At 61.4% G+C, this 25,420-nt stretch carries 29 protein-coding genes and 2 pseudogenes; 25 read left to right on the top strand and 6 right to left on the bottom strand.

The features are described from left to right. Positions 1 to 114 precede the first annotated feature (114 nt). From DXD56_RS01415 to rplX, 14 genes and pseudogenes are all read left to right on the top strand, one after another. Positions 115 to 1,269, top strand: a complete 1,155-nt coding sequence (locus tag DXD56_RS01415) for a cation diffusion facilitator family transporter (RefSeq protein WP_117639591.1) — start codon at positions 115 to 117, stop codon at positions 1,267 to 1,269. Positions 1,270 to 1,308: 39 nt separating this feature from the next. Beyond that, positions 1,309 to 1,935, top strand: coding sequence for a histidine phosphatase family protein (locus DXD56_RS01420; protein ID WP_117639593.1), 627 nt, complete (start codon positions 1,309 to 1,311; stop codon positions 1,933 to 1,935). Positions 1,936 to 2,383: 448 nt separating this feature from the next. Beyond that, complete coding sequence (gene rplC / locus DXD56_RS01425) at positions 2,384 to 3,004, top strand: 50S ribosomal protein L3 (RefSeq protein WP_035137484.1); 621 nt, start codon at positions 2,384 to 2,386, stop codon at positions 3,002 to 3,004. 46 nt (positions 3,005 to 3,050) lie between these two features. Further along, positions 3,051 to 3,677: a 50S ribosomal protein L4 gene (gene rplD, locus DXD56_RS01430; RefSeq protein WP_006235032.1), complete on the top strand. Its 627-nt coding sequence runs from the start codon at positions 3,051 to 3,053 to the stop codon at positions 3,675 to 3,677. Further along, positions 3,678 to 3,965 carry a 50S ribosomal protein L23 gene (gene rplW, locus DXD56_RS01435; RefSeq protein WP_006235033.1) on the top strand — a complete coding sequence of 96 codons (288 nt, stop codon included), beginning with the start codon at positions 3,678 to 3,680 and terminating at the stop codon, positions 3,963 to 3,965. Positions 3,966 to 4,144: 179 nt separating this feature from the next. Then, on the top strand, positions 4,145 to 4,975 hold the full coding sequence (gene rplB / locus DXD56_RS01440) for a 50S ribosomal protein L2 (RefSeq protein WP_022094198.1): 831 nt from the start codon (positions 4,145 to 4,147) through the stop codon (positions 4,973 to 4,975). A gap of 32 nt (positions 4,976 to 5,007) precedes the next feature. Beyond that, positions 5,008 to 5,268, top strand: a complete 261-nt coding sequence (gene rpsS / locus DXD56_RS01445) for a 30S ribosomal protein S19 (protein WP_006235035.1) — start codon at positions 5,008 to 5,010, stop codon at positions 5,266 to 5,268. Positions 5,269 to 5,282: 14 nt separating this feature from the next. Further along, entirely contained in the window at positions 5,283 to 5,654 is a 372-nt protein-coding gene (gene rplV, locus DXD56_RS01450; RefSeq protein WP_117639595.1) for a 50S ribosomal protein L22, read from the top strand. A 6-nt stretch (positions 5,655 to 5,660) separates the two neighbouring features. Further along, positions 5,661 to 6,371 carry a 30S ribosomal protein S3 gene (rpsC, locus tag DXD56_RS01455; protein ID WP_117639597.1) on the top strand — a complete coding sequence of 237 codons (711 nt, stop codon included), beginning with the start codon at positions 5,661 to 5,663 and terminating at the stop codon, positions 6,369 to 6,371. Further along, positions 6,371 to 6,766: pseudogene (rplP, locus tag DXD56_RS01460) on the top strand (50S ribosomal protein L16); the annotation flags it as partial. The gene rpsC and the pseudogene rplP, both read left to right, overlap by 1 nt. 107 nt (positions 6,767 to 6,873) lie before the next feature. Continuing rightward, positions 6,874 to 7,089, top strand: a complete 216-nt coding sequence (gene rpmC, locus DXD56_RS01465) for a 50S ribosomal protein L29 (protein ID WP_006235039.1) — start codon at positions 6,874 to 6,876, stop codon at positions 7,087 to 7,089. A 16-nt stretch (positions 7,090 to 7,105) separates the two neighbouring features. Then, positions 7,106 to 7,366, top strand: coding sequence for a 30S ribosomal protein S17 (rpsQ, locus tag DXD56_RS01470; protein WP_006235040.1), 261 nt, complete (start codon positions 7,106 to 7,108; stop codon positions 7,364 to 7,366). 118 nt (positions 7,367 to 7,484) lie between these two features. Then, positions 7,485 to 7,853 (top strand): 50S ribosomal protein L14, encoded by a 369-nt coding sequence (rplN, locus tag DXD56_RS01475; protein ID WP_006235041.1) that lies wholly within the window; start codon positions 7,485 to 7,487, stop codon positions 7,851 to 7,853. 13 nt (positions 7,854 to 7,866) lie between these two features. Next, positions 7,867 to 8,172, top strand: coding sequence for a 50S ribosomal protein L24 (rplX, locus tag DXD56_RS01480; protein WP_006235043.1), 306 nt, complete (start codon positions 7,867 to 7,869; stop codon positions 8,170 to 8,172). Between the two features lie 768 nt (positions 8,173 to 8,940). Here the strand turns inward: rplX and DXD56_RS10125 are convergent. Next, positions 8,941 to 9,042, bottom strand: a complete 102-nt coding sequence (locus DXD56_RS10125) for an IS3 family transposase (RefSeq protein WP_231501554.1) — start codon at positions 9,040 to 9,042, stop codon at positions 8,941 to 8,943. A gap of 292 nt (positions 9,043 to 9,334) precedes the next feature. After that, positions 9,335 to 9,442, bottom strand: a pseudogene (locus DXD56_RS10130) (hypothetical protein); the annotation flags it as partial. Between DXD56_RS10130 and DXD56_RS01490 the strand changes: the two are divergent. The 8 genes from DXD56_RS01490 to DXD56_RS01525 all read left to right on the top strand — a co-directional run bounded on the left by DXD56_RS01490 (position 9,399) and on the right by DXD56_RS01525 (position 17,437). Then, complete coding sequence (locus DXD56_RS01490; RefSeq protein ID WP_233524903.1) at positions 9,399 to 9,800, top strand: hypothetical protein; 402 nt, start codon at positions 9,399 to 9,401, stop codon at positions 9,798 to 9,800. The pseudogene DXD56_RS10130 and the gene DXD56_RS01490 overlap by 44 nt on opposite strands. Positions 9,801 to 9,941: 141 nt before the next feature. Beyond that, positions 9,942 to 12,683, top strand: a complete 2,742-nt coding sequence (locus DXD56_RS01495) for a PRD domain-containing protein (RefSeq protein WP_117639599.1) — start codon at positions 9,942 to 9,944, stop codon at positions 12,681 to 12,683. A gap of 123 nt (positions 12,684 to 12,806) precedes the next feature. Then, positions 12,807 to 13,280 (top strand): PTS sugar transporter subunit IIB, encoded by a 474-nt coding sequence (locus DXD56_RS01500; protein WP_089572478.1) that lies wholly within the window; start codon positions 12,807 to 12,809, stop codon positions 13,278 to 13,280. A 9-nt stretch (positions 13,281 to 13,289) separates the two neighbouring features. Further along, a complete protein-coding gene (locus DXD56_RS01505) occupies positions 13,290 to 14,075 on the top strand; it encodes a PTS sugar transporter subunit IIC (protein WP_089572477.1) in 786 nt (261 codons plus the stop codon). A gap of 2 nt (positions 14,076 to 14,077) precedes the next feature. After that, positions 14,078 to 14,911 carry a PTS system mannose/fructose/sorbose family transporter subunit IID gene (locus tag DXD56_RS01510; RefSeq protein WP_089572476.1) on the top strand — a complete coding sequence of 278 codons (834 nt, stop codon included), beginning with the start codon at positions 14,078 to 14,080 and terminating at the stop codon, positions 14,909 to 14,911. A gap of 26 nt (positions 14,912 to 14,937) precedes the next feature. After that, the gene (locus tag DXD56_RS01515) at positions 14,938 to 15,336 is read left to right on the top strand and encodes a PTS sugar transporter subunit IIA (protein WP_089572475.1); all 399 of its coding nucleotides are present in this window, start codon (positions 14,938 to 14,940) and stop codon (positions 15,334 to 15,336) included. A 12-nt stretch (positions 15,337 to 15,348) separates the two neighbouring features. After that, complete coding sequence (locus DXD56_RS01520) at positions 15,349 to 16,473, top strand: glycoside hydrolase family 172 protein (RefSeq protein WP_172676343.1); 1,125 nt, start codon at positions 15,349 to 15,351, stop codon at positions 16,471 to 16,473. A gap of 79 nt (positions 16,474 to 16,552) precedes the next feature. Then, positions 16,553 to 17,437, top strand: a complete 885-nt coding sequence (locus DXD56_RS01525; RefSeq protein ID WP_199411525.1) for an ROK family protein — start codon at positions 16,553 to 16,555, stop codon at positions 17,435 to 17,437. 116 nt (positions 17,438 to 17,553) lie between these two features. On the opposite strand, the gene DXD56_RS01530 is transcribed toward DXD56_RS01525, so the two are convergent. Continuing rightward, complete coding sequence (locus DXD56_RS01530) at positions 17,554 to 17,790, bottom strand: hypothetical protein (RefSeq protein WP_089572473.1); 237 nt, start codon at positions 17,788 to 17,790, stop codon at positions 17,554 to 17,556. A gap of 664 nt (positions 17,791 to 18,454) precedes the next feature. On the opposite strand from DXD56_RS01530, the gene DXD56_RS01535 reads away from it, so the two are divergent. Together DXD56_RS01535 and DXD56_RS01540 are read left to right on the top strand one after the other, a co-directional pair. Then, a complete protein-coding gene (locus DXD56_RS01535) occupies positions 18,455 to 19,534 on the top strand; it encodes a Gfo/Idh/MocA family protein (protein WP_117639603.1) in 1,080 nt (359 codons plus the stop codon). Positions 19,535 to 19,537: 3 nt separating this feature from the next. After that, positions 19,538 to 20,284 carry a DeoR/GlpR family DNA-binding transcription regulator gene (locus tag DXD56_RS01540; RefSeq protein ID WP_117639605.1) on the top strand — a complete coding sequence of 249 codons (747 nt, stop codon included), beginning with the start codon at positions 19,538 to 19,540 and terminating at the stop codon, positions 20,282 to 20,284. 431 nt (positions 20,285 to 20,715) lie between these two features. On the opposite strand, the gene DXD56_RS01545 is transcribed toward DXD56_RS01540, so the two are convergent. Together DXD56_RS01545 and DXD56_RS01550 are read right to left on the bottom strand one after the other, a co-directional pair. Continuing rightward, entirely contained in the window at positions 20,716 to 21,375 is a 660-nt protein-coding gene (locus tag DXD56_RS01545) for an RluA family pseudouridine synthase (protein ID WP_233509001.1), read from the bottom strand. A 15-nt stretch (positions 21,376 to 21,390) separates the two neighbouring features. Continuing rightward, positions 21,391 to 23,886: a U32 family peptidase gene (locus DXD56_RS01550; protein ID WP_117639607.1), complete on the bottom strand. Its 2,496-nt coding sequence runs from the start codon at positions 23,884 to 23,886 to the stop codon at positions 21,391 to 21,393. A 298-nt stretch (positions 23,887 to 24,184) separates the two neighbouring features. On the opposite strand from DXD56_RS01550, the gene DXD56_RS01555 reads away from it, so the two are divergent. After that, the gene (locus DXD56_RS01555; RefSeq protein ID WP_089572469.1) at positions 24,185 to 24,562 is read left to right on the top strand and encodes a RidA family protein; all 378 of its coding nucleotides are present in this window, start codon (positions 24,185 to 24,187) and stop codon (positions 24,560 to 24,562) included. A 122-nt stretch (positions 24,563 to 24,684) separates the two neighbouring features. On the opposite strand, the gene DXD56_RS01560 is transcribed toward DXD56_RS01555, so the two are convergent. Next, positions 24,685 to 25,341, bottom strand: a complete 657-nt coding sequence (locus DXD56_RS01560; RefSeq protein WP_233503003.1) for a transcriptional regulator — start codon at positions 25,339 to 25,341, stop codon at positions 24,685 to 24,687. Positions 25,342 to 25,420: the final 79 nt, after the last annotated feature.

Consider the following 25,420-nt stretch of genomic DNA (forward strand, 5'->3'; position numbering starts at 1 on the left):
CAAGGCCGTGGTCCGTGTGGGTTGCGGCCTTTTTTGTATCTGGGGGACAAAGTGGCTACACTACAATCCGTTTGAACAATAGATATATAGGTAGTACCGTGGGGGCGGATGTAGATGGTCGAGTGGATTGTTAAGCGTGCGCAGGGCGACCGTGCGCGCGTGGGCACGTTGACGGGCGTTGTGTGTATTCTCGCCAATGTGACACTATGTGCTGCGAAGGGCGCAATTGGCGTGGTTTCGGGATCGGTTTCGATCGTGGCGGATGCCATGAACAACCTGTCCGATGCCAGCTCGAATATCGTGAGCGTGCTGGGCTTTAAGCTGGCGAGCAAGCCGGCCGACCCCGAGCATCCTTACGGTCACGGTCGCTACGAGTATCTCTCGGGTCTGGTCGTGGCGGCGCTCGTGCTGCTGATCGGCCTTGAGCTTATCAAGTCCTCGGTTGAGCGCGTCATCCACCCCGAACCTGTCGAGTTCTCGCTTGCCCTGGTGACGGTTCTAGTGCTTTCGATGGTCGTAAAGCTCTGGATGGCGGCCCTCAACCAAAAGCTCGGTGACCGTATTGAGTCCGATACGCTGCATGCGACGGCTCAGGACTCAAAGAACGATGTCCTGGCCACGGGCGCTGTGCTGGCGTGCGCGATTGTTTCCCAGGTGACGCATGTCAATCTTGATGCTTGGGTTGGCCTTGCCGTTGGCGTCTATATTGGCTGGAGCGGCTTTGAGCTTATCCAAGATACGGTGAGCCCCCTTTTGGGCCAGGCACCCGATCCCAAGCTGGTCAAGCACATCCGAGACAAGATCATGAGCTACCCCGGCGTTTTGGGTGTTCATGACCTGATGGTTCACGATTACGGTCCGGGCAGGAAGTTTGCAAGTGCGCACGCCGAGATGGCGGCCGAGGCCAGCCCGCTGGAAAGTCACGACACGCTCGATAACATCGAGCAGTCGTTTAGGGACGAGGACGGCATGATCGTCACGCTCCATTACGATCCCATCGTGACCGACGATTCAAATGTGGCGAGCATGCGCCTGTGCATCAACGCTATGGCCCAGGAGATCGATAGACGCCTTTCGATTCACGATTTGCGTTGCGTGCCGGGCCCCACGCACACCAATGTGATCTTTGACTGCGTGCGACCCTCGGATTTGGACATGGATGCCGATGAGCTCAAACACGCGCTGGCACAACGGGTCGAATCGGAATATCCCAAGTCGATTGCAAAGATTACGATCGACGAAGACTACGTAGGGCATACCCACGAGTAGGGCTGTGCCGGCAAGGTAACTGAAGCAGAAGGGGAGAGCATGAAGCGTCTATATCTACTTCGTCATGGCCAGACGGAATTCAACGTCAAAAAGCTGGTCCAGGGCCGCTGCGATTCACCGTTGACCGACCTGGGCCGTAAACAAGCGGGAATGGCAGCCGCATGGCTCAAGGTCCATGGCGTCGTCCCCGACAAAGTGGTCTCATCGCCCTTAGGCCGAGCCATGGACACGGCAAGTCTCGTCGCATGCGAACTCCTCGGTCCGGATGCAGCAGTCGAGCCCTGCGAAGGCATCATCGAGCGCTGCTACGGAACCTTTGAGGAAGGTCCCCACGACGCATTGCCTACCGACGTATGGGATCCGGGCGAGGACTTGGTTCCCTTCGGAGGAGAAGGAAGCCAGGCGCTGCAAGAGCGCATGGTAGACACCCTCACCAATATCATGGGCGCCGAGGATATCGAAACCCTCCTAGCAGTAAGCCACGGCAGCGCCAGCCGCCAATTCATCAAGGCTGCAGCCCCAGAGGGCTTCGAGCTCCCAGCAAAACTCCCCAACTGCGCCATCATGATCTTCGATTTTGACGAGGAAAAGCCGCAAGCAGAAGGCGAGCCAATGCAGTGTAAGTTCACCCTTCAACAAATAGTGGACCCCCAACAAAGTAATTAGCTGAGCGAGCAGAGTTAAGCAGACATCAACGTGTCGTCTCCCGAGCTTGGCAGAGGGGCGGCGAAATATATTAAGTTTGTCGCGAGTTCCGCACGCAAAGGAAAGCACTTAATGTGCTTTCCGTCTTGCGCAGGACTGTAGAGCAGCAAACTTAATATATTTCGCCGCCCCTCTGCCAAGCCCAGGCGACTCCACGCACTTTACCTGCGTAAACAATGTGAGTGAAATATGAATCTCGATGGATACGCCCGCAGCCGTGTATACTAAACAGCTGTGTGAAACCAGGGGAGTATTCTGGCTGGACAAAATGCCTGCTTAATAGGGTTGTCAGGTAGTCTGGGCGCAATACAAGACTGGGGAGCACGTCGTGTAAGTAGTGGTCCTCTAGGGGCGTACGCTCGGTGGTGTACGCATTGTCCCAAGACCACGCGAGAGTTGGGATCATATCTTGATCAGCATGATTCTCGGCCGCAAGATTGGCATGACCCAGGTTTGGGACGAGGACGACAACGTCGTTCCCGTCACGGTCATCCAGGCTGGCCCCTGCGCTGTCTCGCAGGTTAAAACTCAGGCAACCGACGGCTATGACGCCGTCCAGATCGGTTTCGGCGACATCAAGGCCAAGAACGTGAACAAGCCCATGGCTGGTCACTTCGCTAAGGCTGGCGTCGAGCCTGTCCGTTTCCTTCGTGAGGTCCGCGTCGAGAACGGCGAGGAGCACAAGGTCGGCGAGGTCGTCACCGTCGCTGATTTCGCTGATGTCGAGAAGGTCGACGTCATCGGTACCTCCAAGGGTAAGGGCTTCCAGGGTCGCATCAAGCGCTGGGGTCAGCGCCGCGGTCCTATGACGCATGGTTCTCACTTCCAGCGTCACCCCGGTTCTATCGGTCAGTGCGCCTATCCTGCGCGCGTCCTCAAGGGCGTCAAGATGGCCGGTCACATGGGTAACGAGCGCGTTACCGTCAAGAACCTTTCCGTTGTCCGCATCGATGCCGAGCAGAACCTCATCTTGGTCAAGGGCGCTGTCCCGGGTGCCAAGAATGGTCTCGTCGCCATCCGTATGGCCTAAGGGCCCAGCCCATTTAGCCCAGCGTCATACCAAGGAGAACACTTAAATGGCAAAGTTTGAAGTAAAGAACAGCGAGGGCAAGAAGGTCGCCGAGGCCGAGCTCGCCGCTGAGGTGTACGGCATCGAGCCGAACATCCACGTTATGCACCACATCGTCAAGTGCCAGATGGCCTCTTGGCGTCAGGGCACCCAGTCCGCTAAGGGCCGCTCTGAGGTTTCCGGTGGCGGCAAGAAGCCTTGGCGTCAGAAGGGCACCGGCCGTGCCCGCCAGGGTTCCATCCGTGCTGCCCAGTGGCGTCACGGTGGCGTTGTCTTCGCCCCCAAGCCCCGTTCCTACGCTAAGCGTATGAACAACAAGGAGGTCAAGCTGGCTATGCGCTCTGCGCTGTCCGCCAAGCTGGCCGATGGCGAGCTTGTGCTCGTCGACGACTACGGCTTCGAGAAGCCTTCCACCAAGGCTGCCGTTGCCATGCTCAAGGCTCTCGGCCTTGAGGGCAAGCGTCTGACCATCATCGTTCGCGATGAGGACGTCAACGCCTACCTGTCGTTCCGCAACATTCCCAAGACGTTCATCATCACTGCCGACGAGGCCAACACCTACGATCTCGTCAACAACAACGCCGTGCTGATGCCCGCCGACATCGCCGCTCACTTCGGGGAGGTGCTTGCTTAAATGACCGCCCACGAGATCATCATCCGTCCGATCGTGTCCGAGCGTTCCTTCTCCGGCATGGAGCAGAACAAGTACACGTTCGAGGTCGCCAAGGATGCTAACAAGTATCAGATCAAGGACGCTGTCGAGGAGATCTTCGGCGTCAAGGTCGTTCGCGTGAACACCCTGACGGTCAAGCCCAAGACCAAGCGCGTGCGCTATGTCGCCGGCAAGACCCGTTCTTGGAAGAAGGCCATCGTCACGCTGGCCGAGGGCGACACCATCGAGGTCTTTGGCAACCAGGCCTAAGACTCGCTGCTGTTGAGTGAGCTCATGCCTCCCAAATAGGGGAGGCGAGAGCTCAAGGTTTTGGGCGTATAAAATGGACACGCCCGGAGCCGTGTATACGTCCGGTGTCATCGCACCCGAGGCAGAACCTCGAATCCCTGTCTGCGATGGCTAACGGATTCCTATTGAAAGGGATTGTAATGGCTGTAAAGCACCTTAAGCCGACCTCCGCTGGTAGGCGTTGGCAGACGATCTCCGACTTCTCCGAGATCACCTGCACCAAGCCCGAGAAGTCTCTTCTCGAGCCCCTGCCCAAGAAGGCCGGTCGTAACAACAACGGCCGCATCACCACCCGCCACCAGGGCGGCGGCGTGAAGCGTCGTTACCGCGTGATCGACTTCAAGCGCAACAAGGACGGCGTGCCCGCCAAGGTTGCCACGATCGAGTACGATCCGAACCGTTCCGCTCGCATCGCTCTGCTGCACTACGCTGACGGTGAGAAGCGCTACATCCTGGCCCCCAAGGGCCTCGAGGTCGGTCAGACCATCATGTCCGGTTCTGACGCCGACATCAAGCCGGGCAACGCTCTGCCCCTCGCCGACATCCCCGTCGGTACGCTCATCCACGCCGTCGAGTTCCAGCCGGGCAAGGGCGCTGCTATCGCCCGTTCCGCCGGTAACTCCTGCCAGCTGATGGGTAAGGAGGGCAAGTACGCTATCGTCCGTATGCCTTCCTCCGAGATGCGCCGCATCCTCGTTACCTGCCGCGCCACCGTCGGTGAGGTCGGCAACGCCGATCACTCCAACATCGTCATCGGCAAGGCCGGCCGTAAGCGTCACATGAACGTGCGCCCGACCGTCCGCGGTACCGTCATGAACCCTGTCGACCACCCGCACGGCGGTGGCGAGGGCAAGAACCACACCTCTGGTCGTCCCTCTGTTACCCCCTGGGGTAAGCCGACGAAGGGCCTTCGTACGCGCAAGAAGAAGAAGGTCTCGAACCAGCACATCATTCGTCGCCGTAAGAAGTAATTTCGGATACCGAGTTTTAGGAGAAAGCACTTATGAGCAGAAGTCTCAAAAAGGGCCCGTTCGTGGAGACTCGCCTTCTCTCGCGTATCACCGCGATGAACGAGGCTGGCAAGAAGGACGTCGTGAAGACCTGGTCCCGCGCGTCCACCATCTTCCCCGAGATGGTTGGTCACACCATCGCCGTCCACGACGGCCGCAAGCATGTGCCCGTGTATGTTACCGAGTCCATGGTTGGTCACAAGCTCGGCGAGTTCGCGCCGACTCGTACGTTCCGTGGCCACAAGGCCAAATAGGGGGTTAACCGTAAATGGCAACTAAGTCTATTGAAACTGAGGCCACCGAGGTTCGCGCCGTCGCTAAGTACGTGCGTGTTTCCCCCAGCAAGGCCCGCCTGGTGGTCGATCTGATCCGCCGCAAGCCTGTCGCTCAGGCCTTCGACATCCTCCACTTCTGCGACCGCGCCGTCGCCGTGGATGTCGAGAAGGTTCTCCGTTCCGCCGTTGCGAACGCCGAGAACAACAACGGTCTGCGTGCCGACAACCTGGTTGTCGCCGCTGCCTATGTTGACGAGGGTCCGACGCTTAAGCGCATCCGTCCCCGCGCCATGGGTTCCGCTTCTCGCATTCTGAAGCGTACTTCCCACATCACCGTCGTCGTTGCTCCTCGAAAGGAGGCGTAAAGCTGTATGGGTCAGAAAGTCTACCCCACCGGCTTCCGTCTTGGCATCACCGAGAACTGGCGCTCCCGCTGGTTCGCAGAGAAGGATTACGCTAAGACCCTCGGTAACGATCTCGAGATCCGCAAGTACCTCGAGAAGCGTCTTTCCCGCGCAGCTGTCTCCCGCGTCGAGATCGAGCGCGCTGGCGACAAGGTGAAGGTCATCATCCTCACCGCTCGCCCCGGCGTTGTCATCGGTAAGAAGGGTGCCGAGATCGATACCCTCCGCACCGAGCTCGAGAAGGTCGCTGACGTCTCCAAGGGCCAGCTCTCCGTCGACGTTGTCGAGATCAAGCGCCCCGAGCTCGACGCCAACCTCGTTGCTCAGTCCATCGCTGAGCAGCTCGAGGGCCGCGTTGCCTTCCGTCGCGCTATGCGCAAGGCTGTCCAGTCCGCCCGCAAGGCCGGCGCCAAGGGCATCCGTATCCAGTGCTCCGGTCGTCTCGGCGGTGCCGAGATGGGCCGTCGTGAGTGGTACCGTGAGGGTCGCGTGCCTCTGCACACCCTCCGCGCCAAGATCGACTACGGCACGGCTGTCGCCAGCACCACCATGGGTGCCTGCGGCGTGAAGGTCTGGATCTACCTGGGCGAGAAGCTCCCGGGCCAGCCTGTTCCCAACCCTGCACTCGAGGGCTCTTCCCGTCCTCGTCGTCGTAACTCCGAGAGGAGGGGTCAGTAGTGCTTGCCCCTAAGCGTATTCTTCACCGCAAGGTGCAGCGTGGCTCCATGAAGGGCCAGGCCAAGGGTAATACCGAGCTGCATTTCGGCGAGTTTGGTATCCAGGCTCTCGAGGCCCATTGGATCACCAACCGTCAGATCGAGGCCGCTCGTATTGCCATGACCCGCTACATGAAGCGTGGCGGTCGTGTCTACATCACGATCTTCCCCGATAAGCCCATCACCAAGAAGCCTGCCGAGACTCGCATGGGTTCTGGTAAGGGTAACCCCGAGGAGTGGGTGGCCGTCGTCAAGCCCGGCCGCATCATGTTCGAGGTCAAGGGCGTGCCCGAGGAGGTCGCTCGCGAGGCTCTGCGTCTTGCACAGCACAAGCTTCCCATCAAGACCAAGATTGTTGCTGCCAAGAACGCTGAGCAGCGCATCCAGAAGGAGATGGCTGAGGAGGCCGCTCTCGAGGCCAAGTGGGCTGCTGAGGACGCCGCCGCCGCCAAGGAGGAGAACTAATGAAGCCCGCAGAGATTCGTGAGCTCTCGGACGCTCAGCTCGTTGAGAAGCTGAAGGAAATGCGCGCCGAGCTCTTTAACCTTCGTTTCCAGATGGCCACCAGCCAGCTGGACAACACCGCTCGCGTCAACACCGTGAAGAAGGACATCGCTCGCGTCCTCACGGAGCAGCGCGCCCGCGAGATCGCAGCGGAGAAGTCCGCTGTCGCCGAGTAGGACCTAAGGAGAGAACATGACTGATTCGCGTAACTCGCGTAAGGTCCGTACGGGTGTCGTTACCTCCGTCTCCGGTGCCAAGACCATCGTTGTCACCATCACCGAGCGCAAGCGTCACCCCAAGTACGGCAAGATGATGACCAGCTCCAAGAAGCTGCACGCTCACGACGAGGAGTGCACGGCTGGCGTGGGCGATACCGTCCGCGTTATGGAGACCCGTCCTATGTCCAAGATGAAGCGCTGGCGCCTCATCGAGGTCGTCGAGCGCGCTAAATAAGCAGTCGCTCTTACGACTTGTACGTTTCCGAAGATGTGCGTATGCCTGGCTTGCATACCACGGGCCGTATAAAGGCTGCGCACCTCTCTTCGGTTCTTAGTTCGGAGGAACATCTACCATGATTCAGATGCAAACCATGCTGAACGTCGCCGACAACTCCGGCGCTCGCAAGATTCGCTGCATCAAGGTGCTTGGCGGTTCCAAGCGTCGTTATGCAGGCATCGGCGATGTGTTCATCGGTGCTGTCCAGGAGGCTACCCCTGGCGCCAACGTCAAGAAGAAGGACGTTGTCCGTTGCGTCGTCGTTCGCACCGTTAAGGAGATCCGCCGCAAGGATGGCTCCTACATTCGCTTTGATGAGAACGCCTGCGTTGTCATCAACAACGATGGTTCGCCTGTCGGCACCCGTATCTTCGGGCCCGTCGCTCGCGAGCTTCGTGACAAGAAGTACATGAAGATCGTCTCGCTCGCTCCCGAGACCCTGTAGTTAGGGGAGATATATGTATATCAAGAAGGGCGATAAGGTCCAGGTTCTCTCTGGTAAGGATCGCGGCAAGCAGGGCGTTGTCCTGCGTGCTCTCCCCGCCGAGAACAAGGTCGTTGTCGAGGGCGTTTCGGTCGTCAAGAAGGCCGTCAAGCCCAACGCTGCCAACCAGCAGGGTGGCATCGTTTCGCAGGAGGCTCCCATCGACGCCTCCAACGTCAATCTCGTTTGCCCCGAGTGCGGTAAGGTTACCCGCGTCGGTCACGAGAAGGACGGCAAGAACAAGCTGCGCGTCTGCAAGAAGTGCGGCCACAAGTTCTAAGCTGCCCGCAACATTTAAGTTGCTAGCAAAGGCCCGGATGCCACGGCACCCGGGCCTTTTTCTATCCCCACTCGATGGTTTCGGTTCTGCCGTCCCGTCATTCCGGTTGCATCCAGTTTTCGGTGCCGTCTCGAATCGAGTGCCGCCACGTGACACCCTGTCGCGTTTCGTCGGCTTCGGGGACAAAAGTCGGGACAACTCCAAAAACTATTTTCGAACTCAGGGCTTTGAGTTTTTGTTTTTGTCCCAAAGGGCGCGGCGGGATGCCTTTGGAGGCTCGATAGCGCCGAAAACGCCCGTTTTGAAACTTAAATGCCTTTTCGCGTGCAAGCCGCCAGCTGCAATAGGAAGTGAATCAACGCAGGTGGCTTTCAAGCAGTTTGCAAAACTGCAGGTCGCAGGTCTTCATTGCCAGTAGGAGAAATGAGTAGTCTCAGGTGGCTTGCCCATGAGTTGACGAACGGGATTTGAGATTACGCTGACGTCCGGAAACGCTTCGAGCACGGCGTTACGTTTTTGGGGTTTGGGCGTAGCCCCTGCACCCGCGAGCGCGGGCCTTAAGCCCGCCGAGAGGGTGACGCGTCGAAAACGAAGGGGAAAGAGAGAAGGGGCCGTCCCTATCATTCAGGTTGCGACCGAAGAAGACAAGGAGACCCCCTGAGCCTGAATGATGCCCCACAGACCGCGTCCGACCGAGCTCAAGCCGAGCTTTTCCTGACGTCCGCCTTCGCGAAGATGATGGCTGGATTGGCTATGGATTGGCAACACTTATTTGGACGATTCCGGGAGGGACGGCCCCGCCTCCCTGAACTCGACCGGCGACATGTAGCCCAGCGTCGAGTGGATCCTGAAGTTGTTGTACCAGTGCACGTAATCCAAGAGCTTGGCTCGGAGCTCGCGCGTCCCTCCTCGGTCCTTCGGAGTGGCCGACGATCTCCCCGTTGCAGAGGTCGACGAGCAGGCAGACGTAGTTCCACGACGCCCCGACGCGCACGCAGACCAAGTCGCTGCATATATGGGTGCACGGCGCCCTGCCGCCGAAGCCGCGCGCGACGACGTTCGACACGTCGGCCTCGTTGACCGCCCCGGGGTGCACCTTGAACCTCTTCCTGCCGTATGCGCCGGCCAGGCCGTTCTCCCTCATGATGCGGCAGACGCGGCGCCGGCTGACGGTAACGCCCGACCTCCCGGGCGACGCCTTGATCTTGCGCGATCCGTTCCGGCCCTTGCTGGCGGCGTGCGCCGCCGCGGCCGCCGTCGCCCCCGACATTAAGGTCCTCAAGGGCCGCGTCGTCTCCGGCGACCAGTTCGTCTCGCCCGCGGAACAGAAGGAGCGAATCCTCGCGACCTTCGGCGACCTGTGCTGCGAGATGGAGGGCTGCACCATCGCGCAGGCCGCTTATCTCAACGGCGTGCCCCTCGTCGTCGTGCGCGCCATCAGCGACAAGCCCTGCGCCGAGGGCCGGGTCGTGACTACAACACTTTCGAGAAGAAGGCCGCCTGCGACTGCGCCCGCATCGCCGCGCGCATGGTTAAGCTTTAGGCCCTGCGCGCCGGGGTCCTTCTTTATGTTGGGACCCCGGCGCGCCGGGCCCTTTCCAAAGCGAAGTGTCGAGCCGAAGTGTTGAGCGTCGGCCCTGAATGTTCAATGGCCGTTGTTTTCTGCCCCTCAAGTGGTGGACTTTTCCTCGGAGCTGTTGATTCCCCCACGCGCCCCCTTCCGTTCTCTGTTCTCCCCTTATACTCCTTGTACGAGGAGGTAAGAAGTCATGGACAAGACCACACAGGACAGCTTGGCAAAGAAACCCGTCGACATGAGGGACAGGATTCTCGAGCATCTCGAGGCCCTCACCTCTGCCGTCTCGCTCGACGACCTTGCCCGTCTGTCCACCTCCGACATCGCCGAGACGCTCATCATCTCCAGGAGCCTGGCGAGCCAGTACCTCAACGACCTTGTTCGCGCCGGTCTTGTGGTTAAGGTGGCGGGCAGGCCTGTCCGTTATTTTCATCGCCGCGCGTTCCAGAAGCGTTTTCAGGTAAAGCTCTCTGCAAGCGAGTACGCCTCGCTCGCCGACCTCATCCAGGCGACGGGAATCGCCGATCACCGCGACTTCGCGCGTGCCGTGGGCTTCGACATGAGCCTCAGCTCCGTTGTCGAGCAGTGCAAGGCTGCGGTTCAGTACCCTCCGTTTGGCCTGCCCATCCTCTTGAGCGGCGGCGTGGGTGTCGGTAAGTCTTTCCTTTCTCGCCTTGTGTACGAGTACGGCAAGAACCAGGGCTTGCTGTCCCGCGACTCCTCCTATGTGCGCATCGACTGCGCCGGGGTCCCGGACGCCGCCTCGTTCAACGGGCTTCTTGACGAGTCGATCGCGAAAGCGCGCGGGGGTGTGGTCTTTGTCAACGGCATCGAAGCACTCTCTCCCTCTGCGATGGAGCACTGCCTTGCGACGGCCCTCGGGCTCGATGCCTCCCAGGATGCGCCGCGCGCTCGCCTCGTTCTTTCGACGACGCTTTCCGCCGATGACCTGAAGGTTTCCTCGGCCTACAGTAAAATGCCCATCTGTGCCCGCGTCCCCTCACTCAAGGAGCGGACCCCCGAGGAGCGCGAGGATCTCATCTTGAGCTTCCTGCGCAGCGAGGGGTGCCGAATCGGTTCTGATGTGAAGATCAGCCGCGGCGCATACCGTTGCCTCGTGAACGCGGACTTTTCCGATAACATCGCCGGCTTGCGCGCCTGCGTGACGAACTGCTGCGCCAAAGCGTTCCTCAATCGCGAGGGCGACTACGTCGTCGTTCGCCCGTATCTTCTTCCCAGCGGGCTCCTCTCCTCCGCGCAGATCGATCAACAGCCCGACGATGGCGTTCTGATCGACGCGTCTCTGGATGCCGCCGAGAGCACAGGGCCGGTCGAGCAGGCGCTCGATGCCCTGTGCTCCCTCGATGAGCGATTCTGCGCCGGGGAGCTCTCTGTCTCCGAGCTTGTCTCGCAAGCTGTCTCCGCTGTGCGCGGCGTTGAGGATCACTTGATCTTCGACCACGGCGTCGCCTCCTCGAGGTCGCGCGCCTTCGAGCGCGTCGTGGGCGCGGTCCTTGCCGACGCAGGCTCTTCTTATGGCATCGAGCTTTCGAGGAAGGTCGCTTTTCTACTGGCCCAGGAGATTTGCCTGCAGTTGTGGCCGGGTATCGGCCTGGCTAAGCGAAAGTCTGCCTGTGCGGAGCAAATCTCCTATCTCCTCGGTGCCGTGACCTCCGAATTGCCGTTTGCCTCGAGTGTCTCCGATCAGGTCGCCGCAGACGTGGAAGGGGCGCTGGGAATCTCGCTCGATCACTTCACGAAGACGCTTCTGACGCTGTGCGTCGCATCGGAGTCTCGCGATGCGAAGGCCCTTCGGACGCTCTGCGTCATCTTGTCCCACGGCTACTCAACGGCGACGAGCATCGCCGACGCGGCGAACCGTATGCTCGGCATGCATGTGTACGAGGCTGTCGACATGCCCTACGACCAGCAGCTGAAGGACATCGTCGGTCCGCTCCAGCGCCTCGTCGACCGTCATTCCTACTGCACCGGGGTCGTGTTCCTCGTCGACATGGGCTCCTTGGAGGAGGCCTATAAGGCCCTCGAGAACGTTACCGACTCCACTATCGGCGTGGTGAACAACGTCTCTACCGGTCTTGCGCTCGAGATCGGGGTCGGGCTGCTCGGCGGCAAGTCCATCGCCGAGGTTCTTGGCGATGCGACCGCCGCGTGCGTGACGCACTGCAAGGTGATCGAGCGCGTCAACCGTGAGGACGCCATCGTCTTCTGCTCCGAGTCCGGGGTCGACGCCGCGGAGAGGATACGCCAGCTCGTCTCGCAGAGCCTCCCGCGCACCATAGGCGCGCGCCTGCTCACGAGGCCCTTCAAGCAGCTCGTCGCGAACGGGTCGAACGACGCCGTTTTCTCCGAGCACCGCGTCTGCGCCGTCATCGGCACGGGAGACCCCGGGGTCGCCTCCGTCCCCTTCGTCGCCCTCGAGGACATCATGTCGACGGCGTCCGCCTCTAAGGTTGATGCCGTGTTCGGCAGGTGGCTTGACGCTTCCGAGCTCTCTTCTTTCCACGAGAAGCTGCTCTCGAACATGACGCTGCAGAACGTCATCCGCTCCATCACCATCCTCGACCCGGAGCGGCTATTCCATGAGATCGAGAGCGCCGTGCACGAGCTTCAGCGCAGGACAGGCGAGAAGATCGGCAGCAACGCCATCATTGGGCTCTACGTTCACCTCTGCTGTCTCGTCGAGCGCCTTGTTACCAGAAACCCCATTGAGACCTACGTTGGCCAGGACCGTTTCGAGGAGGAACGCGCCGATTTCATCGAGTCCTTCAGGCAGAGCTTCTCGAGCATCTCGACGCGCTATCGCGTAGAGGTTCCCGTAAGCGAGATCGCATATGTCTTCGACTACATAAGCGTGAGCGCCGCCCCGGCGCGAGAAGAGCGCCTCGGCTCCTCGGACCTCCTGCTCGACGAGTGACCTTCCCCGCGCCGCCGCAAGCTGACCGCGCGTCCTCAATAATCCGATAACCCCTTGCCCGGCGCGAATCCGGATAGCGCCGAGGCAGTACCGAACGTAAAACTTCATTTGATAGGAGCAAACATGAGTGTTGTTATGGCACGAATCGACAATCGCCTGCTTCACGGCATCATCGTGACGCAGTGGGCCCCGGTGTCGGGCGCGACCCGAGTCATGGTCATCGACGACAAGGTCGCCGGCGACGAGGTCCTGAAGTCCACCATGAGGATGGCGCGCCCCGCGGGCATGGCCGTTTCGATCATCTCCGAGCAGACCGCGCTCAAGAACTTCGCCGCGGGCAAGTACGACCGCGAGAAGGTCTTCGTCATCGCCAAGGAGCCCGAGACGATGCTTCGCCTGGTCGAGTCGGGCGTCGAGCTCCCGTCGCTGGTCGTCGGCGGCTCGCTCGTCAAGGAGGACGGCATCCAGCTCACCCAGCGCGCCTACGCCTCCGCCGAGAACGTCCAGAGCTACAAGGCGCTCATCGCCCGTGGCGTCAAGGTGACGGCCCAGTTCGTGCCCGCCGACAAGCCCGTCTCCGTCGCAGACCTCATCTAAGGGGGAAATATGGTCAACTTCACTATCCTGCAGGTCGTCCTTTTGACCCTGCTGGCCTTCATCAAGCACGTGGACTACTACGGCATCCCGATGATCTTCGTCAATTACGCCGTTTTCTGGGGCCTCATCACCGGAGTCGTCATGGGCGACTGGAAGACCGGCCTTGTCATCGGCGGCACCATTCAGCTCATGCAGCTCGGCGTCGCGGGCTTCGGCGGCTCCTCCATTCCCGACTACGGCACGATGGCCATCATCGCCACCGCCTACGGCGTGACCCTGGGCTCCGACACGGGCCTCGCCATCGGCCTGCCGGTCGGCATGCTCGGCATCCAGCTCGACGTCGTCGCCAAGATCCTCAACGGCTTTGTCGTCGAGAAGTCCCAGAAGTTCTGCAACGAGGGTAAGTTCAATCAGATGAACGCCATCCTGTGGGTCTGCCCCGCGCTCTTCGGACTGTGCGCCGCCCTGCCCGTCTTTGTCTCCGTGACGCTCGGCCAGCCCGCCGTCAACTGGCTCCTCGAGGTCATGCCCCAGTGGTTCCTCTCCGGCCTCACCCTCGCCGGCAAGATGCTCCCGGCCGTCGGTATCGCCATGCTGCTCCGCTACATGCCAACCGCCAAGTACTTCCAGTACCTGCTCGCCGGCTTCTTCCTCTCGGCCTTCCTGAACGTGCCCATCATCGGCGCCGCCATCGTCGGCGTTGCCCTCGCGATTGCGTTCTACCAGCGTGCCGAGAGGGACACCGAGCTCGCCGCCCACGCTTCCGCAGACGCCTTCATCGGAGAGGATGAGTAACCATGGAAAACGAGAACATCACCGCCGTCGCCGAGGGCAAGCCCTCCGGCTACAAGGTCACCAAGAAGGACCTGCGCAACGCGAACTGGCGCTGGCTCATGAGCGTGTGCACCTTCAACTACCAGACCCAGCAGGGCGCCTCAGTCGCCTACGCCCTCTCGCCGGTCCTGAGGAAGATCTACACGAACGACGAGGACTATAAGCAAGCGCTCAACAACCACTTCCGCTACTACAACACCCAGCCTTGGCTCGCCGCCATCATCCTTGGCGCCTGCGTGGCCATGGAGGAGCGCGACGGCCTAGCGGCGGCGGACGCCGTCCAAGACCTGAAGATCGGCACCATGGGACCGCTCGCCGGCGTCGGCGACTCCCTGCTCATGACCATGATCCCGACCATCATGGGCTCCATCGCCGCCTACATGGCCATCGAGGGCAACCCCGTGGGAGCCGGCATCTGGTTCGCGCTCATCCTGGCCATCTTCTGGGTCCGCATGCACGCCCTCGAGTTCGGCTACAAGCAGGGCGTGAAGCTCGTCACCGACTTCAGCGAGAAGCTTCCCAACCTCACTGCCGCCGCCTCCGTGCTCGGCCTCACCGTGGTCGGCTGCCTCATCGCCTCGGTCATCGGCGTCACCTGCCCGATTAGCTTCAGCTTCGGCGACGTCGCGATGGAGATTCAGCCGCTGCTCGACAAGATCCTGCCTGCCATGATCCCCGCCGCCATCACGGGAAGCGCGTATTACCTTCTTACCAAGAAGAACGCGAGCATGACGGCCCTCATCCTCGTGGTGATCGTCCTCGCGATGGTCGCCTCCGCCGCCGGCATCCTCGCCTAGCTTCGACCCAAGAGATTGGTGAATCAATGAGAAAGATAGTTGTGGCGAGCCATTCCCTTCTCGCCCAGGGCTTCAAGGACACCCTCGAGTTCCTTACGGGTAAGGGCGACGCCGTCAACGCCGTGTGCGCCTACGTGAACGACAACGGCGAGGGGCTCGACGCGGCGGTCGAGGCGGCTCTTTCGGGCACTGACGAGGTCGTCGTCCTCACCGACGCGTACGGCGGCAGCGTGAACCAGCGCTTTTCCCGCTTCGCCTCCGACCGGATCCACGTGATCGCGGGTGTCAACCTCCCGCTCGCCATGACGGTCGCGCTCGCGCGCCCCGACGAGAAACTCGACTTCGACGCCCTCGTCAACGAGGCGCGCCAGCAGATCATCTACGTGAACGGTGCCAGTTCCGCCGAGTGCGACGACGACGAATAGAGGAGGTCGACGATGAGAGAGTTCCTTAAGGACGTGTGGATGCACGGCGGTGAGGAAAGCCGCGCCATCACCCCCGAGAACATCACGGGCGAGAAGGGCCGCGCCGCCATGTCGGCCAGCCACCTCGGCGTCGGCCGCAAGGGCTCGTGCTGCGTGCCCCTTGAGTCCGGCGAGACCATCACGCTCGCGGACATCGAGGGCCCCGGCATCATCCGCCACATCTGGATGACCGTCCCCGACAAGACCGCCGCCGGCAGCTTCGTCATGCGTGACCTCGTGCTGCGCTTCTACTGGGACGACGAGGAGACCCCCTCGGTCGAGTGCCCTGTCGGCGACTTCTTCTGCAACGGCTTCGGTGAGCGCGCCATCGTCAACTCGATGCCCATCTGCGTGAACCCGACGGGCGGCATGAACTGCTACTTCGAGATGCCCTTCAGGAAGCACGCCAAGGTCACGCTTACGAGCGAGCACCCCGGGTTCATTAAGTACATCTTCTACACGTTCAACTACGCGCTCACCGACGTGCCGGACGACGCCATGTACTTCCACGCCCGCTTTAACCGCGAGCGCAGCACCCGCAGGGGCGTCGACTACACCGTGCTCGACGGCGTGCGCGGCAAGGGCTACTACGTCGGCACCTACATGGCCCTGTGCGCCCTGGAGCGCTATTGGTGGGGCGAGGGCGAGATGAAGTTCTTCCTCGACGGCGACGAGGAGTTCCCCACGGTCACCTCGACGGGAGCCGAGGACTACTTCGGCGGTGCCTGGGCCTTCCTCGACAGGCCGCCCCACGCGCTGCCCGAGGCGCAGTGCTTCAACACGCTGTTCGCCGGCTACCCGTACCGCTCGACGCGCGACGCCACGCGCGACCGCTTCAGCGCGGGCAAGCCGAACCCGAATCCGATGCTCGCGACTAACGACGACGCGCTGCCCAGGCACGGCCTCTACAGGTGGCACCTTCCCGACCCGATCTCGTTCAAGGAGGACCTGCGCGTGACGTTCCAGGACCTCGGCAACGACGACATCAAGCTCTACGAGCGCGAGGACGACATCTCCACCGTCGCCTACTGGTACCAAAGCGAGCCGCACGCCGTGCTCGCCCCGTTTGCCGCAAGGCAGGACCGCGTGCCCAGGTAGGGTCGCCTCGAAACAAGCCAACGTTATGGGCGCCCGCGGTTGACCATGACTGCGGGCGTCCCTTTGTAAGGAGGATCACATGAGCGAAAAGCAAATGAGGCTCGGCGCCCTCGAAGCCGGCGGGACCAAGATGGTCTGTGCCGTGGTGTCCGGCGACGGCGAGGTCCTCGACCGTATGGAGACCCCGACGCTTACGCCCGCCGAGACCGTCCCGCAGATGATCGAGTGGTTCACCGCCCGCGATGTGGACGCGTTGGGCATCGGCGCCTTCGGCCCGACCTGCGTCAACCCCAACGACGAGCGCTACGGCTCCATCCTCCAGACGCCCAAGCTCGCGTGGCGAGGCCATGGTCTTCGCGCCCCGTTCGCCGGCGCCCTCGGGATTCCGGTGGCCTACGACACGGACGTTAACGTTGCCTGCCTCGGCGAAGTGGTCTTCGGCTGCTGCAAGGGGCTCGAGGACGCCGTCTACGTGACCATCGGCACCGGCGTGGGCGCGGGCGTCATGTGCGCGGGCAGACTCCTTCACGGCATGCTGCACCCCGAGGCCGGTCACATGCTGGTAAGGACCCGTCCCACCGAGGAGGGACGCTGCGTCTGCCCGAGCCACGCGAGCTGTCTCGAGGGGCTCGCCTCCGGCCCCGCCATCGCCGCGCGCTGGGGAAAGCCCGCGGCCGAGCTCGCGGACAACGATGAGGTGTGGGCGCTCGAGGGGGATTATCTGGGGCAGATGTGTGCGAACCTCGTGCTCATGTACTCGCCTCGCCGCATCGTCCTCGGCGGCGGCGTGATGCACCAGGAGCAGCTCTACGGCATCGTCCGCAAGAAGACCCTCGAATATCTGGGTGGCTACATCCAGACCGCCGAGCTTAAGGACATGGAGAGCTACATCTGCGCCCCGGGCTGCGGCGGCGACCAAGGAATCCTCGGCGCGGCCGAGCTGGCAAGAAGGGCGCTCGCGTAACTTGCGCTCTCTCCGCCATACAACGCGTTAAGAAAAGACGAGCGCTTCTTGCCAATTGAGCGGCAAGAAGTGCTCGTCTTTTGCATTTGTTTTTGGGGCAGGACGCCCCGCCTCCGCTAGAGTCCCTGGACCGCCACACCCACGAGGTTTGGACCGGTGTGGACAAGAAGCGCGGGGCTGATGTCGGAGCGGACGACCTCCACCGCGTTGGCCACGCGCTCGCACAGGGCCTGCTCCATGCGGTCGTAGAGGTCGGCGTGGGCCGAGGTACGGCTCGCGGCAAAGCGCACCTTGGGGTGCTTCTCGACGATGGCGGCGATGAGCTTGACCTCGGTGCGATGCGGTGCTTGCACAGCCATTTCGTGTACGCGAGGCTGTTGGCTTTCTGGGCCACAGCAATCACCTCCCCCTAGTATGATGACCTGAACAATCCTCATGCTAGGGGGAAGGTTTTTGTCGCGTAGCGGAAATTGGCCTCCACCCGCTGAGCGGGTGGCTTTCTATGCCGCGCGTGCCGCGCGGCACGGACTAAAGTCCATGAATAAAAACGAGGAAGGCCACGTCCGGCCTCCCTCGCAAAGAGTCTCTGATTGCTCCCACTCATTGGGGACAGACTTACATGAGTGATTGCACTCATTGGGGACAGACTTAAATGAGTGCTCTTGAAATGCCGGCGCCTGGGGACGTTCTTTTTCTGTCTGCAGTTTGGGACGTTCCTTTTCTGTCGGCAGTTTGGGACGGTCCTTAGAGCTGCAGCGCGCCATGAGCGACGAGGCGAAGCGGATCATCCTGTCTTTCGAGTTCTAAGCAGAATTCCCCGTCTCTGAGTAATGATTAGTGCGCATTTGTGCGTATTTGTGTGCGTAGGATTGCGTGGCTATGCGTGTATAAGCGTCGTCTGCGGCTGTATTTTGACCATTTGGCGGTTATATACGCAAAAGTACGCACATACGCGCTAATTTGTGCGAATATAGAGACGGCAGAAATGTTAGACGCTCCATGACCCAGGAGGCACATATGGTAGATCCCAAGCAGGTTCCACTCGACGCCGCGGTAGCCGCCAAAGCAGCATTCGCTTCGGTCCAGGACAAGCCGTTCCCCGAGGACATCTTTACGGCTCCCGAGCTCCGTTGGGCTGTGATCGGTTGCGGCGTTATTGCCAACCAGATGGCCCAATCTCTCGCTCTTGCCGGCCGCAAGCTTGCGGGTGTCGCCAACCGCACGCTGTCCAAGGCTCAAGCTTTTGCTGAGCAGTATGGCATCGAGAAGGTCTATGAAACGGTCGAGGACCTCTACGCCGATCCGGACATCGACGCCGTCTATATCACCACGCCGCACAACACGCATATTACCTATCTGTGTGCCGCGCTGGCCGCCGGCAAGCACGTGCTCTGCGAGAAGGCCATTACCCTCAACTCCGCCGAGCTCGACGAGGCCCGCGCCATCGCCGACGATCACAACGTGGTCCTTATGGACGCCACCACAGTGCTTCACATGCCGCTGTATCAGGAGCTGCGCCGTCGCATGGATGTAGGCGACTTTGGCCGTATGAATCTCGCCCAGCTCAACTTTGGCAGCTATAAGGAGTACGGCGACTTGACCAATCGCTTCTACAACCGCAACCTCGCCGGCGGCGCCATGCTCGACATCGGCGTCTATGCCCTTTCTGTCATGCGCCTGTTTATGGCCAGCCAGCCAACCGAAGTTGTTTCGCTCGGCAACACCTGCGAGACTGGTGTCGATGTTGCGGGCGGCATTGTCTGCCGTAACGCCGAGCAGCAGCTGGGCGTCGTGAGCCTTACGCTCCACTCCAAGCAGCCCAAGCGCTCGGTCATCAGCTTCGATAAGTGCTATATCGAGGTCAACGAGTATCCGCGCGCCGACCATGCGACCATCGTGTGGACTGCGGACGGTCATCGCGAGGAGGTCGTCGCGGGCACCGAGGCTTACGCACTATGCTACGAGATGGCTGACCTCGAGAAGGCCGTCGCCGGCGATGATTCCAAGCGTGAGCTTCTGGACTATGCTTCTGATGTTATGGAGCTGATGACCAAGCTCCGTGCCGATTGGGGAGTCGTCTACCCCGAGGAGGAGTAAGCGATGCTCGCGGAAGATAGACTCAATGCGATCGTCTCGATGGTGCAACAGGCTGGCTCAGTAACGGTGCCAGAGCTTGCCGATGCCCTGGGTGTGACGGCTTCTACCATTCGACGCGACCTGCAGACACTTGACCGAGCGCACCGCATCGCCAAGGTGCACGGCGGCGCGACAAGCCTTGAGCGCGCGCACGTGACGCGCGACCTAACGCTTAATGAGCGCAGCGATCTCCATAACGACGACAAGGAACGTATCTGCGCCCGTGCGGCGGCGCTGGTAGAGCCCGAGAGCTTTGTGTACATCGATTCGGGTTCGACGACGCTCAGGCTCATCGAGCATCTTCCGCATCTCGAAGGGGTCACCTATGTGACTGATTCCGTGCTCCATGCTCAGCATCTCGCTTTGCGCGGCATGCGTACCGTGGTGCTGGGCGGCGAGCTCAAACCCGAGACCGAGGCGCTCGTTGGCCCCGATGCCTTGGCAACCTTAGATCGCTACAACTTCAACTGTGGCTTTTGGGGCTCTAATGGCATCGCCGCCGAGCAGGGCTTCACGGCGCCCGATATCGAGGAGGCCCAAGTAAAGCGCATCTCGATGCGTCATACGGCCAAACGCTTCGTAATCTCGGACGCCAGCAAATTTGGCATGGTGGCGCCCGTCAAGTTTGCGGACTTCCGCGACGCAACGATTATTACCGCAGGCGAGGTCCCCGCCAAGTACCGGGCAATGGACAACGTCATCACGGTCTAACAGCAGGGGACGGGCTAAGGCCAAAACCACCACAAAGGTGCCTGTCCCCATTGTGGTGGTTAGTAACGAAAACCGAGTAGTTTTCTCAATAGAAAAGCGGCAACGTCCATCACGGGCGTCGCCGCTTTCGTTGCCTGCCGGTTTGTCTAAGTCTGTAACAACTGGACCGTAAAAAGTGGGCTAGGTGTTACAGATCGAGATACTTACGAACCGCGCCGTCCCTTTGTCTCAATCTGTAACATCTGGGACTGATTTTGCCGAGTTACTGTTACAGATTGAGATTATTCCCTTGAGGGGATTCGAATGTCTCGATCTGTAACAGATGGACCGCAAAATGGGCTTTAGCTGTTACAGATCGAGATGTTTGGGAATCCGGCAGAGCCATCGCGGCACAAAACCACCACAAAGGTGCCTGTCCCCTTTGTGGTGGTTTAGGGCTCCCAGGGGCAGGGGGCTTCGATGTGGATGTGCTCGCCGGTTACGGGATGCGTAAAGGACACGCTGTGGGCATGGAGCATCAGGCCGTAGGGACGCGGCGTTCCGTACAGGTCATCGCCCACCAGGGGATGGCGCTCGCTGGCCAGATGTACGCGGATCTGGTGCTTGCGGCCGGTGAGCAACTCGACATCGATATACGAGCGCGTGGGCAGGCCACGACGGCTCTTAAGACGTTTGAGCACCTTCACGCGCGTTTGAGACGGCTTGCCGCTGGCGCCGACGCGCATCTTGCGGCTGTCGTGACGGTCGCGGGCGATGGGCTTGTCGATGAGCTTTTCGTTCCAGTCGATCTTGCCCTCGGCGAGCGCCAGGTAGTGCTTTTCGAACGCGTGGTCGATGATCATCTGGTCAAAGGCGGGCTGCGTCTGCTTGTCGAGTGAGAACAGCACCACGCCGGTGGTGTCACGGTCCAAGCGGTTGAGCGGCTGCATATCGGTCGCGGCAAAGCCGTCGCCCATCGCCAGCAGCAGGTCGCTGGCGTAGTCGGTGAGCGTGCGCTCGCCGGTGCCGTCGCCGTGGACGATCATGCCGGCGGGCTTGTCGATGACCATGAGCCAGGCGTCGCAATAGAGGACTTGAGGTTCTTCGTTCACGTGTAAGCCTTTCGGTTAGCTAATTCCCACAAACATGCAGCCCGAGGTGGCGCCGCGCAGGCGGGCGGCCGGCTTGCGGCCGGCTTGAGCCGCCTCGACAGCGCGACGGACGCGTGCGACGGCGCGGCCCACCTCATCCGTCTCGAGCAGCGTGCCGTCCACCATAAGACGGCGCACGCCGGCGTCGAGCAGCTGTGGTACCTGCGGCGTAAGGTCGATGGGGTAGGCGTCGTACAAGCGAGAGCGGCCATGGATGTCGGTGCGCACGGGCATGACCTTGCCGTCGATATTCTTGAGCGAGAGCTTGCGGGCACGCAGGCGGCAGTTGGCGCAATCGTGGATGCAGCCGTTGGCAACCTGCAGAATGCAATGCTCGCTTGTCATGACGCGCGGGCGGCCAAAGACGGTGATGCCCAGCGCCGCGGGCGCGGCGGCGCCGAGCGAGACAATCTCGTCGAGCGTGATCTCGGGCGAGAGCCAAAACGCACCGGCTCCGCGCTCGGCAAGCGCTTCCATGCAGGGCGTGTTATGAACCGGCAGGCAAGAGCGAATCTCGGCCGTGGCGCCAACCTGGGCGGCCAGGGCAAGCTCAGAGATGTTGCCAATAGCGACCGTGGCACCGGCAACAACCCACGGGTCAACGCGGACGTGGTCAACGGCGCGGCAGACCTCATCGAGCACGGGTACGATGCCCTGCTCAAACGTATCGGCGGGGGAGAGCTTGGCCGCATCGAGCGCGTTGGTGGTCATGTAGATGCGCGTTGCGCCCTCCGCGCGGGCTGCCTCGGCAGCCTCGAGCGTGGTGACGGTGGCGCAGATCTGCGGCTCGTCGCGGTAGTGCGCGGGCGCGGGGCGGGAACCACTGGTTACAATCACCGGCAACTCGAGCGTTTTCGCGCGCTCCTCGTACGGCGCCAGAATGGCCTCCTCCAATGCCTTGCAGGCGGCGGCGCGCACCTTGTGCACGGCGGAGAAGCCCATACCGCAGCCGGCGTCGAGCGAAACGTCAAAGCTCGCTGCCTCAAAGGGCGAGGAGCCCATGCGGCCGACGTGCTCTACCAAATCGGACGCCTCGACCGCGCGGGTCTTGGCGGCCTCGACGGTAAAGCCCGTGGCCGTGGCCGTAAGCGATGGGGCGTCGCAGCAGGTGAGCGTCACGGTAAACGGTTCGCCCAGATGCGCCACAACGGTTACATCAACGGCGCGGCGGCGAAGCACGTCGCGCTTGAGCGCGGCGCCGGCGGCGTCGATGGCGCGCTGGCTGCGGATGACGCGCACGCGGCAGCCCTCGGGCATGCTGCGGGGCACGCGGCACTCGATGATGTCACCGACGGCGGCATCATCGGCAGCGATAGTGGTTAGGAACTGATCGAACTCATCATCGTGGCGAAGCTCCAGCAGGTCGCCCTTTTCCACGGGCTCAAACAGCTCAATGCGGGCGATGGCGGCGCGGCGACGGCGGTCGTCGGGCTTGAGGCCGCGCACATCTCGGTTGGCCGGGCGGCTGCCCAGCACCGTGCCCACGATCTGGCCGCGGTTGTTGGAACGCTCATAGCTCATCATCTCGTCGCCCGAGGTGCCGTCCTGATAGGCGTGCGTAAAGTCGCGGTTAAAGCAGCGCTTGAGCTGGCGCTGGCGGGCGGCTTTCTCGTCCTTGGCAACGGTGGTTCCGGCCAGCATGTCATCAATCTGATGACGATACACGTCGACGATGGAATACACGTAATCGGGCGCCTTCATGCGGCCCTCGAGCTTGAGCGATGCGGCGCCGGCGTCATACAGACGGCGAACAAGCTGCGAAGTGTTGGTGTCGCGCGGGCACAGCGCGCGCTCGCGACCGGCGGGGGAGAGCGTGCGGCCGTTCTCGTCGATTAGCTCGTAGGGCAGGCGGCAGGGCTGGGCGCACATGCCGCGGTTGGCCGAGCGGCCCGCCATGGCAAAGCTCGACAGCAGGCACAGACCCGAGTAGCAAAAGCAGATGGCACCGTGGCTAAAGACCTCGAGGTCGACATCGGGCGCGGCGTCGTGGATGGCGGCGATCTCGTCGATGGAGAGCTCGCGCGAGAGGGTCACGCGGTCGGCGCCCTGCTCGCGGCACCAGATGGTTCCGCGGTCGTCATGGATGTTCGCCTGGGTCGAGATATGCGTCTCGATGCCGGGCATCGTGCGCTTGACCTCAAAGAACAGACCCCAGTCCTGGATGATGAAGGCATCGGCGCCCAGCGTGGAGCAGCGATGGATGAGTTGCAACGCATCGGCCATCTCGGACTGCTTGATGACGATGTTGACCGTGACGTAGACGCGCGAGCCGGCCAGGTGTGCAGCGCGGCAGGCCTGCTCAAAGGCCTTGTCGGTAAAGTTCGTTGCCTTGCGGCGGGCGTTGAAGCTGCCCATGCCACAGTAGATGGCGTCTGCCCCGGCAGCGAGTGCGGCGGCGAAGGGCTCCGGGCCTCCGGCGGGGGCCAAGAGCTCGGGTCTACGGTTGGTGGTTCGACTGGCGGTTGCGGTCATATCCTGCCTTTCAAAATGCTCAGATAATCAAAAGTATAGTGGTGCCATCGCGGCAGGCGATGCCCGTGCTCTAAGCGGGATAAAGTCTTCAGCAGCTTGGACTGGCTGCTTCATATGAGAACCGTTCAGCGGTCCGGGGAAACCGTTGGGCGATAAAATATTCTCGAAGGCTGATAATTATCTTGCATTGGGCAAACTCATCCCCTACTATCCCAATCAAGCGCGGTGTTCAGACCGAACTGTGCCTCCCGGTGTGAACGCCGCGCTCCCGTTCCCTTTTACTTGTAAGGAGAAAAACATGAGCAAGACCGTCGTGTCTTCCGATAACGCACCCGCAGCCATCGGCCCGTATTCCCCCGGTATCCAGACTGGCAACATGGTGTTTCTGTCCGGCCAGCTGGGCATCGATCCCGCGACCGGCAAGCTGCCCGAGGGTGTCGAGGCCCAGGCCAAGCAGTCCCTCGCCAACGTCGAGGCTCTGCTGACCGCTGCCGGCGCCACGTTTGCCGATGTCGTCAAGACCACGGTCTACCTGGCCGACATCGCCGACTTTGCCGCCGTGAACGAGATTTACGCCTCCAAGTTCGAGGCTCCGTTCCCCGCGCGCAGCGCTTTCCAGGTTGCCGCCCTTCCGGCTGGCGGTCTGGTCGAGATCGAGGTTGTCGCCGCTCTCTAAGGTGTTGGTAACAACTAAACATGACATGCAAAAAGACCCTGCAGCGCGTGCGAGCTGCAGGGTCTTTTGTCAAGCGATGCGACAAAAATGATCCGTTTCCCTTCGTCCCCAAGGGATCACGTTTAGCCTTCCTTGCGGACTTTTTGCAGGTAGCGGTATACGCTGGGCTCCGAAATGCCCAGCGCGGTGGCGGCGCAGGCCACAGCGCCCTTGAGCATGAACACCCCGTTGCCGTTGAGGTGGCGAATGACGTCCACGCGGTCGCTCTGACCAAGCGACGCTACATCCAGCCCGCGTGCGCTCAGCAACTCGGCAATGCTGCGGTCGATGAGCTCCTGCGTGGACTCCGAAAGGCTTTCGACCTCGATAGGGGCGGGCTCCGTGCGCGTCGGCGCCGCGTCGAAGCATGCCATGAGCTGCTGCGCCATGGTGTTGATGGAGCGCACGGTCGAGAGGTCGGTGTTGACGCAGAGCATACCAACGATCTCGTTATCCTCGCGGATAAAGTACGTCGCCGACTCCAGCGTTTTGCCGCCGGCGCCGCGGCCCTCGTAGCCCGTAATAAACGGCAGGTCGCGATACTTGGGGTCGTGCATGATCTTGAGCGCCAGATCGGTGGCAGGACCGCCGATCTTACGGCCGCTCACGATGCCGTTGCGAATATCGACGATGGCGTGGTCGGGATCCGAGAAATCGTGCAGCACGATCTCGCTGTTCTTGCCGAGTATCTGCTCCAGGAAATCGACCATCGGCAAAAAGCGGCGTACGGTCTCGTTCACGGGCAACTCCTTTGGGTGAAATCGGAAATGTTCATAACAATTTTTTCTCATGGTAACACGCTGCTCATCATCTCGTATA

Origin of the sequence: Collinsella sp. TM06-3, assembly GCF_003436395.1 — a bacterium.
Taxonomy (GTDB): Bacteria; Actinomycetota; Coriobacteriia; order Coriobacteriales; family Coriobacteriaceae; genus Collinsella.

Excerpts from the sequence above, each read along its gene's own strand:
- DXD56_RS01415 (WP_117639591.1), top strand. The coding sequence starts at position 115 with ATGGTCGAGTGGATTGTTAAGCGTGCGCAGGGCGACCGTGCGCGCGTG.
- DXD56_RS01420 (WP_117639593.1), top strand. The coding sequence starts at position 1,309 with ATGAAGCGTCTATATCTACTTCGTCATGGCCAGACGGAATTCAACGTC.
- rplD (WP_006235032.1), top strand. The coding sequence starts at position 3,051 with ATGGCAAAGTTTGAAGTAAAGAACAGCGAGGGCAAGAAGGTCGCCGAG.
- rplW (WP_006235033.1), top strand. The coding sequence starts at position 3,678 with ATGACCGCCCACGAGATCATCATCCGTCCGATCGTGTCCGAGCGTTCC.
- rplB (WP_022094198.1), top strand. The coding sequence starts at position 4,145 with ATGGCTGTAAAGCACCTTAAGCCGACCTCCGCTGGTAGGCGTTGGCAG.
- rpsS (WP_006235035.1), top strand. The coding sequence starts at position 5,008 with ATGAGCAGAAGTCTCAAAAAGGGCCCGTTCGTGGAGACTCGCCTTCTC.
- rplV (WP_117639595.1), top strand. The coding sequence starts at position 5,283 with ATGGCAACTAAGTCTATTGAAACTGAGGCCACCGAGGTTCGCGCCGTC.
- rpsC (WP_117639597.1), top strand. The coding sequence starts at position 5,661 with ATGGGTCAGAAAGTCTACCCCACCGGCTTCCGTCTTGGCATCACCGAG.
- rpmC (WP_006235039.1), top strand. The coding sequence starts at position 6,874 with ATGAAGCCCGCAGAGATTCGTGAGCTCTCGGACGCTCAGCTCGTTGAG.
- rpsQ (WP_006235040.1), top strand. The coding sequence starts at position 7,106 with ATGACTGATTCGCGTAACTCGCGTAAGGTCCGTACGGGTGTCGTTACC.
- rplN (WP_006235041.1), top strand. The coding sequence starts at position 7,485 with ATGATTCAGATGCAAACCATGCTGAACGTCGCCGACAACTCCGGCGCT.
- rplX (WP_006235043.1), top strand. The coding sequence starts at position 7,867 with ATGTATATCAAGAAGGGCGATAAGGTCCAGGTTCTCTCTGGTAAGGAT.
- DXD56_RS01495 (WP_117639599.1), top strand. The coding sequence starts at position 9,942 with ATGGACAAGACCACACAGGACAGCTTGGCAAAGAAACCCGTCGACATG.
- DXD56_RS01500 (WP_089572478.1), top strand. The coding sequence starts at position 12,807 with ATGAGTGTTGTTATGGCACGAATCGACAATCGCCTGCTTCACGGCATC.
- DXD56_RS01505 (WP_089572477.1), top strand. The coding sequence starts at position 13,290 with ATGGTCAACTTCACTATCCTGCAGGTCGTCCTTTTGACCCTGCTGGCC.
- DXD56_RS01510 (WP_089572476.1), top strand. The coding sequence starts at position 14,078 with ATGGAAAACGAGAACATCACCGCCGTCGCCGAGGGCAAGCCCTCCGGC.
- DXD56_RS01515 (WP_089572475.1), top strand. The coding sequence starts at position 14,938 with ATGAGAAAGATAGTTGTGGCGAGCCATTCCCTTCTCGCCCAGGGCTTC.
- DXD56_RS01520 (WP_172676343.1), top strand. The coding sequence starts at position 15,349 with ATGAGAGAGTTCCTTAAGGACGTGTGGATGCACGGCGGTGAGGAAAGC.
- DXD56_RS01525 (WP_199411525.1), top strand. The coding sequence starts at position 16,553 with ATGAGCGAAAAGCAAATGAGGCTCGGCGCCCTCGAAGCCGGCGGGACC.
- DXD56_RS01535 (WP_117639603.1), top strand. The coding sequence starts at position 18,455 with ATGGTAGATCCCAAGCAGGTTCCACTCGACGCCGCGGTAGCCGCCAAA.
- DXD56_RS01540 (WP_117639605.1), top strand. The coding sequence starts at position 19,538 with ATGCTCGCGGAAGATAGACTCAATGCGATCGTCTCGATGGTGCAACAG.
- DXD56_RS01550 (WP_117639607.1), bottom strand. The coding sequence starts at position 23,886 with ATGACCGCAACCGCCAGTCGAACCACCAACCGTAGACCCGAGCTCTTG.
- DXD56_RS01555 (WP_089572469.1), top strand. The coding sequence starts at position 24,185 with ATGAGCAAGACCGTCGTGTCTTCCGATAACGCACCCGCAGCCATCGGC.